Origin of the sequence: Brevundimonas sp. (assembly GCF_032055285.1) — a bacterium.
Classification (GTDB): domain Bacteria; phylum Pseudomonadota; class Alphaproteobacteria; order Caulobacterales; family Caulobacteraceae; genus Brevundimonas.
On the sequence record NZ_DAMBRE010000001.1, the window covers coordinates 356384 to 369176 of the forward strand.

Sequence of the window (12793 nt, forward strand, 5' to 3'; positions counted from 1 at the left end):
CATCCGAAAGCAGATCCCGCCTTGACCCTATAGCCGCTACAGGGTGCAAGAGACCGCCATGGCGGACCGCCTCGGTTCAAGGCCAACTTCCCGTTTCCCCCGCTGTACCGGAGTCCGCGTGTTCTCCTCCTTCGTTCCGTCGCCCGCTCGCCGGCCCCTTCTGGCGGCGGTCGCCTCCGTCCTTGCGTTCGCCGCGTCTCCGGCTCTGGCTCAGGACGCCGATCATCACGACGACAACCACCATCAGGACGAGGCGACCGAGGTCGAGGACGTCATCGTCCAGGCTACCCGCTCGGGCCGCCGCATCCAGGACGAGCCGATCCGCGTCGAGGTCATCGGTCGTGAGGAGATCGAGGAAAAGCTGCTGATGACGCCCGGCAGCATCGCCATGCTGGTCAATGAGACCGGCGGGGTGCGGGTGCAGACGACCTCGCCGGCCCTGGGCGCCGCCAACATCCGCATGCAGGGGATGAGCGGCCGTTACACCCAGCTTCTGGCCGACGGTCTGCCTCTGTACGGCGGTCAGGCCTCGTCGCTGGGCGTGCTGCAGATTCCGCCGACCGACCTGGGTCAGGTCGAGGTCATCAAGGGCGCGGCTTCGGCCCTCTACGGTCCCTCGGCGCTGGGCGGGGTCATCAACCTGGTGTCGCGCCGTCCCGGCGACGAGGCCGAGATCGAGGTTCTGGCCAACATCACCAGCCGCGACGGTCAGGACCTGACCGCCTACGCCTCGGCGCCCTTCCGCGGCGCCTGGGGTCAGTCGCTGGTCGGCGGCTATCACCGCCAGAGCCGACAGGACCTGGACGGCGACGGCTGGAGCGACATCGCCGCCTATGAGCGCTGGTCCCTGCGTCCGCGCCTGTTCTGGCAGGGCGAGAACGGCGGCGAGGCCTTCCTTACCCTCGGAGCCATGACCGAGACCCGCAGCGGCGGAACCGAGCCGGACCGGACCACGCCCGACGGCCGCCCTTTCGTCCAGGCCCAGGACACCGACCGCTTCGACGCCGGTCTGGTCGCCAGCCTGCCGGTCGGCTCAGGCACGCTTCACCTTCGCGCCTCGGCCATGACCCAGACCCATGACCATCAGTTCGGCGAGGTCTTCGAGGAGGACCGTCACGACACCGGCTTTATGGAAGCCGCCTACGGCTCGGAAATCGGCGCCGCCACCTGGCTGGCCGGGGCGGCGGTGCAGGTCGACGGCTATGACAGCCAGACCTTCTCCGGCTTCGACTACACCCACACGGTCCCCGGCGTCTTCGCCCAGGTCGAGCATGAGTTCAGTCCTGAGCTGACCCTGGCCGGTAGCGCCCGCTTCGACCATCACAGCGAATACGGCGGCCAGTTCAGCCCGCGCCTATCGCTGCTGTATCGCCCCGGCCGCTGGACCGTGCGCGCCTCGGCGGGGCAGGGCTTCTTCGCCCCCACGCCCTTCGTCGACGTGACCGAGGCCACCGGCCTGTCGCGGCTGGAACCGCTGGACGGCCTGAAGGAAGAGGTCGCTCGCACCGCCTCGCTGGATGTCGGCTATCGCCAAGGGCCGATCGAAGCCAATCTGACGCTGTTCGGCTCCGACTTGGATGACGCCGTGCGCGCGGTGGACGCCGGGCCCGCGCGCATCCGTCTGATCAATGTCGACGGCGTGACCCGCACGCGCGGGCTGGAGGCCCTGCTGCGCTATCGCCGCGCCCCCTTCACCCTGACCGGCAGCTATGTCTTCGTCGATGCGACGGAGCCCGAGGACGACGGCCTGTCGCGCCGCGCTGCGCCCGTCACCCCGCGCCACACCGCCGGCTTGGTCGCCATGTGGGAGGAGCACGATCGCGGCCGTCTGGGGCTGGAGGTCTACTACACCGGCAAGCAGGCGCTGGAGGACAATCCGTATCGCAGCGAAAGCCCCTCCTATCTGGAGGTCGGCCTTCTGGGCGAGATCATCCTGGGGCGCTACAGCCTGTTCGTGAACGCCGAAAACCTGTTGAACGAACGCGTGACCAAACATCATCCGCTGCTGCTGCCGCAACGCGCCAACGACGGCCGCTGGACGACCGAGGCCTGGGGCCCGACCGACGGCTTCACCGTCAACGGCGGGGTGCGCATCCGCTTCGGCGGCGGACACTGAACCGGAGGCGGGCGTGACGCTGAGCATCGGCGAACTGGGGCGGCGGACCGACACCAAGGTCGAGACCATCCGCTACTATGAGCGCATCGGCCTTCTGGCTGCGCCCGCCCGAACCGCGGGCAACTACCGCGCCTATGGCGAGGCGGAACTGAACCGCCTGTCCTTCATCCGCCGCGCCCGCGACCTGGGCTTCTCCATTGAGCAGGTGCGGGATCTTCTGGCCCTGTCTGACCGCCGCGATCAGTCCTGCGCCACGGTCGACGAACTGACTCGCGCCCATCTGGCCGAGGTCGAACGCAAGATCACCGATCTGGAGGCCCTGCGTCGCGAACTGTCGGCCCTGCTTTCGCAATGCCGCCAGGGCACGGTGTCGGAGTGTCTGATTATCGAGGCGTTGGGGCCGGACCGGCGCACCTGACGAACCGATCTACTTCAGCCCGTCTTCCGCCAGGGTATGCGCCACGATAGCGTTGGCGTGGCCGTGGCCCATGTCGTGTTCGTCCTTGAGCAGGGTCACCAGTTCCATATGCTTGGCGGGATAGGCGGCGCGGACCTCGGCCTTCCACTCGCTGATAGGTCGTCCGTACTTCTTCTCGATAGAGGGGAAATAGGACGCAGGGCCCTTGATCGGCGCTTCAGTCATCGGCGGCTCCCTCCAGTTTTACCGACACTAAGCGCCGCCTGACCCCATCCCGCAAGCCTCCTCGCATGACGCGGATCGGACGCAGGGCCTTCACCCGCGCCCGCTTCAGGGTCTAAGACCCCTGTCATGAGCACAGCCCCGCTTCCCGACGCCGCCCGCCAGAACTGGGTGGACCGCTACGCCCCCGAGGGGCTGAAGCCGTGGCTGAAGCTGGGTCGCTTCGACCGACCCATCGGCACATGGCTGCTGCTGCTGCCCGGCTGGCAGGGGATCATGCTGGCCCTGAACCAGTACGATCGCCCCTTCGGCGGCTATGAGCTATGGCTGATCGTCGGCTTCGCCATCGGGGCCTGTCTGATGCGCGGGGCGGGCTGCGCCGTGAACGACATCGTCGACCGCGACTTCGACGCCCAGGTGGCCCGCACCGCCCAGCGCCCCATTCCGGCGGGCCAGATCAGCGTCAAACAGGCCTGGGCCTTCGTCGGCGGCCTCAGCCTGATCAGCCTGTGCATCCTGCTGACCATGAACCTCATGTCGGTGCTGCTGGGCGCCCTGTCGCTGGGTCTGGTCGCGGCCTATCCCTTCATGAAGCGCATCACCTGGTGGCCCCAGGCCTGGCTGGGCCTGACCTTCAACTGGGGTGCCCTGCTGGGCTTCGCGGCAGCGACCGGCGGCCTCTTCTCCCTGGGCTGGCTCTATGTGCTGGAGGTCCGCGCCAGCGGCGACGCCTACTGGATGGCCGAGGGCCTGAACCAGATGGGCCATGTCGCCATCTCGGCCCTGCTGCTCTACGCCGGCGGCGTCTTCTGGACCCTGGGCTACGACACCATCTACGCCCTGCAGGACATCGAGGACGACGCCATGGCCGGGATCAAGTCCTCGGCCCGACGACTGGGGTCGCAGGTCAAGCCGGGCGTGGCGGTCTTCTACGCCCTGGCCGTCCTGCTGGCGGGCGCGGCGGGCTTCGCCGCCGGCCTCGGCCCCGTCTTCTACGTCGGCCTCACGGCCTACGCCCTGCATCTGGCCTGGCAGGTGAAGCGCCTGAAACCCGACGACGCCGCCCTGGCCCTGCGCCTGTTCAAATCAAATCGTGAAGCTGGATTGATCCTTCTGGCCGCCATTGCGTTGAACGGCCTAGCTTACTGATCTCGCCTTAGGAGTACCCGGCATGATCCCCTCGCGTACCGCTCGCATTCTGCTCGTCACCGTCGCCGTCGCGGCCTCGCTCGCCGCATGTCAGCGTAACGAGCAGAAGGCGCCCGAGGCGTCGAAGGCCGCGACCGCCGTCGCCGCCGACGGCCCGCTGAAGTACGAGAGCGCCACCCCCTACGCCAAGACCAGCCTGACCCTGCCCGAGGCCATCAAGACCCAGCCCGAGCTCTACGCCAGCCTCTATCGCCATGAGGTCGCCGACCTCGCCAAATACGCTGAGGGCGCCCAGGCCGACCGCACCGAGGCCGGCGGCGAAAGCGCCATGGGCCCCTACGAGAAGACCATCGTCTATGGCGATCCGGTCCAGACCGGCCGCCTGTTCAGCGCCATGCGCACCGACTTCGACTATTCCGGCGGCGCCCACCCGAACACGGTGGCCACGGCCCTGCTGTGGGACAAGACCGAGAAGCGCCGCATCAGCCCGGCCGACCTCTTCGCCAAGGGCGCCGACCTGTCGTCGCTGGAGCGCGCCCTGTGCGACGCCGTCAACACCGCCAAGAAGGCCCGCCCCGGCGCGACCCCGGTCAAGGTCGGCGGCGACACCTGGTCCTGCCCCAAGCTGAAGGACGTAGCTGTGGTCCTGGCCCCCAGCGCGACGGCGGGCAAGGCCGGCGGCCTGACCTTCCTGCTCGACGCCTATGCCGTCGGCCCCTACGTCGAAGGCCCCTACTACCTGACCCTGCCCGCCTCCGCCTTCCAGACCCTGCTGGCCCCGGCCTACGCCGCCGAGTTCGGCGGCCAGCCGCTGAAGACCGGCGACGTCACCAGCGACCTGCGGCCGAAGTAAGGGAAGCCAAGGCGCGCCCTGATCCACTCGGGCGCGCCCCTTCCATCCGCTCATCCCCGCGGAGGCGGGGACCCAGTGCTTTGGCTGCAAGCGTGAACGTTCAGGTCTGGCGGTGCGCATCCATAGGCGGCGCGTGAGGCTCTTTCCGGGTCCCCGCCTCCGCGGGGATGAGCGGATATGGTTTCAGTCCGCCAGGAACTCATCCACCAGCGCGCCCAGCCGCTCCGGCTGGTCGTTCATGATGAAGTGACGGCTGTCATCCACCCGCACCAGCTTCACCCCCGACAGGGCCGCATATTCCCGCGCCCACATCCCATCGGCCACGGCGCTCGGCACGCCGCCGTCGGCGTCCGCCGCATAGACCGCCCAGACCGGCGTGGTCATGGCCGCCAGACCAGGACGAGCGTCGGTCGTCATCACGTCGCGGATGGCCGAGGCCATGGCGTGACGGTCAGACGTCATCGACCATTCGACCATGGCCGCGCGCCCGGCCTCGCTGCGCATCATACCCCCCGCCGTTCGCTCCTGCTGGACCCGATAACCGGCGGCGTCGGCGTTCAGAATGCCCGCCGCGGCCTGTTCGGCGAAGGGCTTGGCGGTCTCGGCGGTCGCGGTCGGGCCGTAGAGGGCGCTGAAGAAGGGCAGGCTGTCGACGCTCATCAGCTTGCCGACGACCTCGGGATGCTGCTGCGCCACCAGCAGCCCGGTCAGGGCGCCCATGGAATGGCCGATGATCGCGGGCCGGTTCAGGGTCTTGGCGTAACGCGCCACCTCGTCCACGGCCGGCTGGACGAAGGCGCCGTCGCCATGTGTCCAAGCCTCGCCGGCGAAGCCCGCCAGTTGCACCAGATGCACCCGGTGCGTCGCCGACAGGCGCTCGGCCAGCGGGCGCCACACATCCCGCGACGAGGCGAAGCCGGGGATCAGGATGACGTCGGGCCCCTGCCCCGTCACCTCGACCGACAGGCGGTCCGAAGCGAAGGCGGGAGCCGCCGCCTGGGTCACGGCGACTTCGACCGGGGCGGCTTGCGCCGGCGAGACGATGTTTCCGGCGATCCAGCCGATGGCCGCGGCCAGGGCGTAGGCGCGAAGGGTCTTGGCGGGAGCGGAGATCTTGGACATGGCGTTTCCTTTCGATTGGACATGGCCCGCCGTCGCCCCCTGCGTTCGGGGCATGCGAGATCGCTTTCCGGGGCGAGCCCGGAAATGACGGCGGAAGGCAGGGACGAAAAAGTAAGGTTAAACTGACACGAAGGTCAGACGGGCGTCAGGCGTGGGGGTTCTCGAAGACCTCTTCCACCGGCCGCTCGAACAGGGCGGCGATCCGGTAGGCCAGGTCCAGCGAGGGGTCGTGCTTCTCGGTCTCCAGGGCGTTGACGGCCTGACGCGAGACCCCCAGCGCCTGACCCAGCTGCTCCTGGGTCCAGTTGCGCTCGACGCGCAGCAGTTTCAGACGGTTCTTCATCAGTTCGACGACCGGATGAAGGGCGAGACGCAGCCGAACACGGCCCAGAACAGCGGGTAGATCATCCAGCCCTCGGCGTGGGGCGCCCCGGCGAAGCTCTCGCCGAAGCCCCAGGCGCTGAAGGCGGCCATGGCCACGCCCGCCGAGACGATGAACTGCTTGGCGGTCACGGCGCGGACGAACTCGTCGCTGTCGCGCATGAAGCTCAGGGTGGCCCAGATCTGACCGGCGATCGGCGCGGCCACCGTCAGGGCCAGGGCCCAGGCGGCGGGGGTGTTCTGGATCGTGTCGAAGGCCCCGCCGATGGTCGCCAGCATGACGGCGACATAGCCGCCCATGAAGGCCATGGTGCGGATCACATAGCGGCGGCCGGCGGGGGTGGTCTGCTTGGACAGCGTCAACATGGAAGGCGCTCCTGACTGAATGTAAGGCCGACCTTACATCGAGATTTTGTCATGTCAACCTGACTTTTCGTCAGGGGCGCCTGACCCCGCACAAGCCCCTCGCCGCCCGCCCCCTTCTGCCCTAGACAACCCCCATGCGCCTGACCCCCGCCAACGCCCCCGACTTCATCGCCGCCAACACCCGGTTGCAGGCCGTGCCCCATGCGCCGGAAATCTCGCTGTGGCTGGCGGACGAGATCACGCCCCTGTGGCGTCTGACCGAGGAAGAACTGGGCGAGATGGGCCTGCCGCCGCCCTTCTGGGCCTTCGCCTGGGCCGGCGGTCAGGCCCTGGCGCGCTGGCTGCTGGACCACCCGGATCAGGTCGCGGGCCAGCGCGTCATTGATCTGGCCACCGGCTCGGGGCTGGTCGCCGTGGCCGCCATGAAGGCGGGCGCGGCCTCCGTCCTGGCCGCCGACATCGACCCCTTCTGCGCCGCCGCCGTGGCCGCCAACGCCCGGTCCAACTCTGTCGAGATCGCCTTCACCGAGGCCAACCTGCTGGACGCTCCGCCGCCGCCTGTCGACCTGATCTGCGCCGGCGACGTCTTCTATGAAAAGCCCATGGCCGAGGCCGTCCTGAAATGGCTGAAAAAGGCCCAGGCCAACGGAACCCGCGTCATCGTCGGCGACCCCGGTCGCACCTACTTCCCCAAGTCCGGCCTGACCCTGCTGGCCGAATACACCGTCCCCACCACGCGCGAGCTGGAGGATCAGGAGGTCAAGCGTTCGCGCGTCTGGTCGCTGGATTAATCGCTCTCGCCCCGGCTGGCGCTGACCGTCTTCAGCGCCGCCAGCGCCCGCTCGCGGCCCTCGACATGATCGACGATGGGCCGGGGATAGGTCGCCCCCAGCCTCACCCCCGCCTCGGCCAGAACCATCGGCGGCGCGCTCCACGGCGCATGCACCCACCGATCCGGCAATCCCGCCACCTCGGGAACCCAGCGCCGCACATAGCGACCCTGAGGATCGAACTTCTCGCCCTGGGCCGTCGGATTGAAGACGCGGAAATAGGGGGCGGCGTCCGCCCCTGACCCCGCCACCCACTGCCAGTTCTGCACATTGCTGGCCAGATCGGCGTCGGTCAGGCAGTCCCAGAACCAGGCCTCGCCCTCGCGCCAGTCGATCAGCAGGTGCTTGATCAGGAAGGAGGCGACCACCATCCGCACCCGGTTGTGCATGGTCCCTGTCGCCCACAGCTGGCGCATCCCGGCGTCCACCAGCGGATAGCCCGTCCGCCCCGCCTTCCACGCCGCCAGACCCTCGGCGTCGCCCCGCCACGGCATGGCGTCGTACTCCGGCCGAAACGCGCGCTCCGGCAGATAGGGGAAGTGGTGCAGCAGATGGGCCGAGAACTCCCTCCAGCCGATCTCGGCGACGAACTTCTCCGCCTCGCCCGCCGGAACCCGGCCCTCGGCGGCGGCTGCGCGCACGGCCTCAATCGCCCGCCACGGACCGATCTCTCCCCAGTGCAGGTGCGCCGCCAGACCGCTGGTCCCGGCCCGATCCGGCCAGTCGCGGTCGGTGGCGTAGGTCTTCAAGCCCCCGGCGACAAAGGCGTGCAGCGCCGCCTTCGCCCCCGCCTCGCCCGGCGTCCCGACAAAGCCCGCCGACCAGTCGGGCCGCACCGGATGCAGGCCCCAGTCGTCGACCGCCTCGCTCGTCACAGTGTCAGCAACCGGGATCGCCTCCGGCGCCTCCAGCCCCGCCGGAGCCTCGGCGACGCTCAGCAGCGCCTTCAGAAACGGCGTGAACACCTTGTAGGGATGGCCCGACCCGTTCAGCACCGCCCCCGGTCGGGTTATCAGGCTGGCGTTGAAGCCCCGGCATGCGACGCCCTCCGCCTTCAATCCATGAGCGATGTCGGCGTCGCGGGCGAAGGCCTCGGGTTCGAACAGGCGGTTCATGAAGACCTGATCGGCGCCCGTCTCGGCGATCAGACGATGCAGCTGCGCCTCCGCGTCACCGCTGCGCAGGATCAGCCGCCCGCCGCGCACCCTCAGGTCCGCGTCCAGCGCGCGCAGACTCTTGTCCAGCCACCAGCGCGAGGCGGCGCCGATGGGCCGCCCCTCCAGCCGCTCGTCCAGAACATAGACCGGCAGCACCGGCCGCCCCGTCGTCAGGGCGTGATGCAGGGCCGGGTTGTCGGCCAGCCGCAGATCGCGGCGGAACCACAGGATGACGGGCGGGGATGCGGGCAAGCGGCGGTCCTGACGGGGGCGAAACCCTGAATACGGCTCCGCTTCCCTGATGGATCAGGCGTCGCGCGGCAAGACGGTCAGCACCCGCGCCATGAACTGATGGAACTCCTCCATATAGTCGCGCAGGAACTGCTCCGTCTCGGGCACGCTGACATTGCCGTCGTCGTCGATCAGGCCCGGCTTGAACTGGATATAGGCTTCGGGCGCGTTCATCTGCGGCGCCTGCAGGAAGCCCAGGACGCTGCGCAGGCTCTGTTGCGCCACCGCCGTGCCGATGGCGCCCGGCGAGGTCCCGATCACCGCCGTCGCCTTGCGCGCGAAACTGTTGGTCCCATAGGGCCGGCTGGCCCAGTCGATGGCGTTCTTCAGCCCGCCGGGGATGGAACGGTTATATTCCGGCGTGACGATCAGGATGGCGTCCGAGCGCTTCAGGTCCGCCTTGAACCGCGTAGCCGCCTCGGGAAAATCGGCGTCGTAGTCGTAGGAATAGAGCGGTAGGTCCGCGAACGAGACCTCGTGGAATTTCAGCTTTTCGGGCGCGACCTTGATCAGGGCCTTGGCCAGCTTGCGGTTGATCGAATTCTTCGACAGCGAACCAACGATATAGCCGACGTTATAGGTGGTCATGACGCGCATCCTGCTGGGCTGAAGCTAGGTTGAGACGACGCCGACCGCCGCCTCTGGCGAAATGCCTCACCAAGCTTTGCGGTTCCCTCAGACGGTGACCGCCTGCCGCCCCCGCCCCGCCTCGCCGAAGACCCGCAGATAGCGCTCGATCTCGGCCCGGTCGCCGGTGGCCTTCTCGACATTGTCCGACAGCTTGACCGCCGAACGCCCGCCCGCCTGCGTCACCTTGCAGACCAGGGAAATCGGCGTCAGTTCCGGCATGGGCGCCGGCGCGCAGTCGCGGAAGTCGTTGGTCAGATTGGTGCCCCAGCCGAAGCTGGTCCGCACCCGTCCCTTGAAATGGGCGTGGGTCGCCTCGATCGTATCCACATCCATGCCGTCGGCGAAGACCAGAAGCCGCTCGCGCGGATCGCGCCCCTGAGCCTTCCACCAGGCCAGGATCTCCTCCCCGCCCTCGATCGGCGGCGCGGAGTCGGGCCGGAAGCCCTTCCAGTCGGCCAGCCAGTCGGGCGCATCGGCCAGAAAGGCCCGCGTCCCGAAGGCGTCCGGCAGGGCGATCAGCAGGTTGCCGTCATAGGTCGCGCGCCATTCCTCCAGCACCTGATAGGGCGCCCGCCGCAAGGCCGCGTCGTCGTCCCCCGCCAGCGCCGCCAGCACCATAGGCAGTTCGTGGCCGTTGGTGCCCACCGCCTCCAGGTCGTTGTTCATGGCCAGCAGCACATTCGACGTGCCGATGAAGGCTGACCCCAGCCCCTCCTTCAGCGCCTCGACGCACCAGCCCTGCCACAGGAAGCCATGCCGCCGCCGCGTGCCGAAGTCCGAGATGGCCAGCGGCTCCAGCGCTCTCAGCCGCTCGACCTTGCCCCACAGTTTCGTCTTGGCCCGCGCATAGAGGACGTCCAGCTCGAACCGCCCCAGACGCCGCAAGGCCCGCCGGCTCCGCAGTTCATTGAGGATCGACAGCGCCGGGATCTCCCACAGGGTGACCTCGGCCCAGGGCCCCGAAAACTCCAGCCGGAACTGCCCGTCCGCCCCGCGCGACAGGTCGTAGTCAGGCAGGCGATAGTCCGCCAGCCAGGCCAGAAAGTCGGGGCTGAAGATCGACTTCACCCCATAGAAGGTGTTGCCGCCCAGCCAGATCAGCTCGCGGTTCGAGAACCGCAGCGTCCGCGCATGATCCAGCTGCGCCCGCAGCTCCGCCTCGTCCACCTCCTCGGCCAGCCGGACGCTAGTGGTGCGATTGATGACGGAAAACGTCACCGGCACCTCGCGATGCTGGCGCCAGATCAGCTGCAGCATCAGCAGCTTGTAGAAGTCGGTGTCCAGCAGGCTGCGGACGATGGGGTCCAGCCGCCAGCCGTGGTCATAGGCCCGCTTGGCCAGATCGACGCTCGCCATGCCGGATCAGTCCGCCTTCTGCACCGCCGGTTCGATGATGGCTTCGGGCGGGGCCTCGTCCTCGTTGACCAGGCGGCCCTCGCGGTGCGGCTTGATATAGGGCGTCGGCTGCGGCGTCGGCATGTTGCCGCGCATCAGGGCGGCCCCGGCCTTCAGCCCGCCGGTCAGGTCCAGATCCAGACGCGCCTCATCGCGACGGCGCACGTCGGCGATGACGTCGGCGGCCTCATCCTCGGGCAGGCCCAGCTCCTCGAGCACGGCCTGGCCGAATTTCAGCGCGGATTCGAACGTCTCGCGCACCTGATAATCGACCCCCGCCTGGATCAGGCGCAGCGAGTGCCCGCGATCGAAGGCGCGCACGAACAGCTTCACGCCGGGGAACTCGGACTTGACCAGTTGCACGATCTTGTCGGCGGCCTCCGGCTTGTCGACGCAGACCAGCACCGCCTCGGCCTTGCCTGCGCCCGAGGCCCTGAGCGTGTCCAGACGCGTCCCGTCGCCGTAATAGACCTTGAAGCCGAAATTGCCGGCGGCCTGGATCATCTCCACGTCGTTCTCGATGATGGACACGTCCACGTCGCGCGCCAGCAGGGGCTGGGACACCACCTGGGCGAAGCGTCCGAAGCCGATGATCAGCACCTGGCCGCGCAGGCCCTCGGCCGCATCCACGCCCTCGGCGTCCTCCGGCGACAGGCCCGCCTCCCTAGGCAGCCAGCGCTTCATCGCCAGGGTGGTCAGCGGCGTCAGGGCCATGGACAGGATGACGATGGCCGTCAGGGCCGCGCTGGCCTGGCCGTCGATCACCCCGCCCGCCGCCGCGGCGCCGTAAAGGACGAATGCGAACTCGCCGCCCTGCGCGAACAGGGCCGCGCGCTCGATCGCCTCATGATGGCGCGCCTTGAACAGCCGGGCGACGACATAGATGACCAGGGCCTTGACCACCATGAAGGCGATCAGCCCCGCCACCACGACGCGCCAGTCGGCGATCACCACCCCGATGTCCAGCGCCATGCCCACCGACAGGAAGAAGAGCCCCAGCAGGATGGCGCGGAACGGCTCGACGTCGGCCTCCAGCTGATGCCGGAAGGTCGAGTCCGACAGCAGCACCCCGGCCAGAAAGGCGCCCATGGCCATCGACAGGCCGACCCCGTCCATGATCCAGGCCGTGCCCGCCACCACCAGCAGAGCCGCGGCCGTCATCACCTCGCGCCCGCCGTTGCGAGCCAGGAAACGGAACACCGGATTGATGGCGTAAATCCCCACGACCAGCACCCCCGCCAGGGCCGCCAGGGCCAGACCGATCGACTGCCACAGGGGCGTCGTGCTTTCCGCCGACTGCCCCATCGAGGCGCCCAGCAGGGCGACAATGGCCAGCAGGGGCACGATGGCCAGGTCCTCGAACAACAGGATGGACACGGCCCTCTGCCCGCCCGGCGTCGGCAGGTCGCCGCGCTCCTCCAGCATCTGCACGATGACGGCGGTCGAGGACATGACGAAGCCCATGGCGCCGACAAAGGCCACCGGCGCCGACACCCCCGCCGCCATGGCCACCAGGGTCAGGGCCAGACCCGCCAGCCCGACCTGGGCCGCGCCCAGGCCGAAGATCTCGTTCCTCATCCCCCACAGACGCTTGGGCCGCATCTCCAGACCGATGATGAACAGGAAGATGACCACGCCGAACTCGGCGACGTGCAGGATGGTCTCCGGCTCGCGGAACAGGGCCAGGCCGAACGGCCCGATGGCCACGCCCGCCGCCAGATAGCCCAGCACCGAGCCCAGCCCGATCTTGCGGAAGACCGGCACCGCCACGACCCCCGCCGCCAGCAAGGCGGCCACATGGCCCAGATCCAGTCCTGTCGAAGCCTCGGCCATCGCTCACCCTTAAGTCTAGGCTTCCATTGT

At 68.7% G+C, this 12793-nt stretch carries 13 protein-coding genes; 5 read left to right on the top strand and 8 right to left on the bottom strand.

Annotation, left to right across the window (positions count from 1 at the left end; all coding sequences use genetic code 11):
* The first annotated feature begins 118 nt into the window (after positions 1-118).
* Together RTY13_RS01790 and RTY13_RS01795 are read left to right on the top strand one after the other, a co-directional pair.
* Positions 119-2116: a TonB-dependent receptor gene (locus RTY13_RS01790; RefSeq protein ID WP_312780679.1), complete on the top strand. Its 1998-nt coding sequence runs from the start codon at positions 119-121 to the stop codon at positions 2114-2116.
* A 13-nt stretch (positions 2117-2129) separates the two neighbouring features.
* The gene (locus RTY13_RS01795; RefSeq protein WP_312780681.1) at positions 2130-2534 is read left to right on the top strand and encodes a helix-turn-helix domain-containing protein; all 405 of its coding nucleotides are present in this window, start codon (positions 2130-2132) and stop codon (positions 2532-2534) included.
* A gap of 9 nt (positions 2535-2543) precedes the next feature.
* Here the strand turns inward: RTY13_RS01795 and RTY13_RS01800 are convergent, their stop codons facing one another.
* Positions 2544-2759: a DUF4287 domain-containing protein gene (locus RTY13_RS01800; RefSeq protein ID WP_312780683.1), complete on the bottom strand. Its 216-nt coding sequence runs from the start codon at positions 2757-2759 to the stop codon at positions 2544-2546.
* 126 nt (positions 2760-2885) lie between these two features.
* Between RTY13_RS01800 and RTY13_RS01805 the strand changes: the two genes are divergently transcribed.
* Positions 2886-3905, top strand: a complete 1020-nt coding sequence (locus tag RTY13_RS01805; RefSeq protein WP_312780684.1) for a UbiA family prenyltransferase — start codon at positions 2886-2888, stop codon at positions 3903-3905.
* Between the two features lie 22 nt (positions 3906-3927).
* Positions 3928-4758, top strand: a complete 831-nt coding sequence (locus RTY13_RS01810) for an RsiV family protein (RefSeq protein ID WP_312780685.1) — start codon at positions 3928-3930, stop codon at positions 4756-4758.
* A 183-nt stretch (positions 4759-4941) separates the two neighbouring features.
* On the opposite strand, the gene RTY13_RS01815 is transcribed toward RTY13_RS01810, so the two are convergent.
* The 3 genes from RTY13_RS01815 to RTY13_RS01825 form a co-directional block, all read right to left on the bottom strand.
* Positions 4942-5880 (bottom strand): alpha/beta hydrolase, encoded by a 939-nt coding sequence (locus tag RTY13_RS01815; RefSeq protein WP_312780686.1) that lies wholly within the window; start codon positions 5878-5880, stop codon positions 4942-4944.
* A 145-nt stretch (positions 5881-6025) separates the two neighbouring features.
* Positions 6026-6223: a helix-turn-helix transcriptional regulator gene (locus RTY13_RS01820; protein WP_312780688.1), complete on the bottom strand. Its 198-nt coding sequence runs from the start codon at positions 6221-6223 to the stop codon at positions 6026-6028.
* A complete protein-coding gene (locus tag RTY13_RS01825; protein WP_312780689.1) occupies positions 6223-6627 on the bottom strand; it encodes a hypothetical protein in 405 nt (134 codons plus the stop codon). Before RTY13_RS01825 ends, RTY13_RS01820 begins: the two co-directional genes overlap by 1 nt.
* Positions 6628-6761: 134 nt before the next feature.
* Between RTY13_RS01825 and RTY13_RS01830 the strand changes: the two genes are divergently transcribed.
* Entirely contained in the window at positions 6762-7418 is a 657-nt protein-coding gene (locus RTY13_RS01830; RefSeq protein ID WP_312780690.1) for a methyltransferase, read from the top strand.
* Here RTY13_RS01830 and RTY13_RS01835 read toward each other — a convergent pair.
* The 4 genes from RTY13_RS01835 to RTY13_RS01850 all read right to left on the bottom strand — a co-directional run bounded on the left by RTY13_RS01835 (position 7415) and on the right by RTY13_RS01850 (position 12763).
* Positions 7415-8866 carry a deoxyribodipyrimidine photo-lyase gene (locus tag RTY13_RS01835; RefSeq protein WP_312780691.1) on the bottom strand — a complete coding sequence of 484 codons (1452 nt, stop codon included), beginning with the start codon at positions 8864-8866 and terminating at the stop codon, positions 7415-7417. The genes RTY13_RS01830 and RTY13_RS01835 overlap by 4 nt on opposite strands.
* 54 nt (positions 8867-8920) lie before the next feature.
* The gene (locus tag RTY13_RS01840; RefSeq protein WP_312780693.1) at positions 8921-9493 is read right to left on the bottom strand and encodes an NADPH-dependent FMN reductase; all 573 of its coding nucleotides are present in this window, start codon (positions 9491-9493) and stop codon (positions 8921-8923) included.
* Positions 9494-9580: 87 nt separating this feature from the next.
* The gene (locus RTY13_RS01845; protein WP_312780694.1) at positions 9581-10891 is read right to left on the bottom strand and encodes a nicotinate phosphoribosyltransferase; all 1311 of its coding nucleotides are present in this window, start codon (positions 10889-10891) and stop codon (positions 9581-9583) included.
* A 6-nt stretch (positions 10892-10897) separates the two neighbouring features.
* A complete protein-coding gene (locus RTY13_RS01850) occupies positions 10898-12763 on the bottom strand; it encodes a monovalent cation:proton antiporter-2 (CPA2) family protein (protein ID WP_312780695.1) in 1866 nt (621 codons plus the stop codon).
* Between the last annotated feature and the right edge of the window lie 30 nt (positions 12764-12793).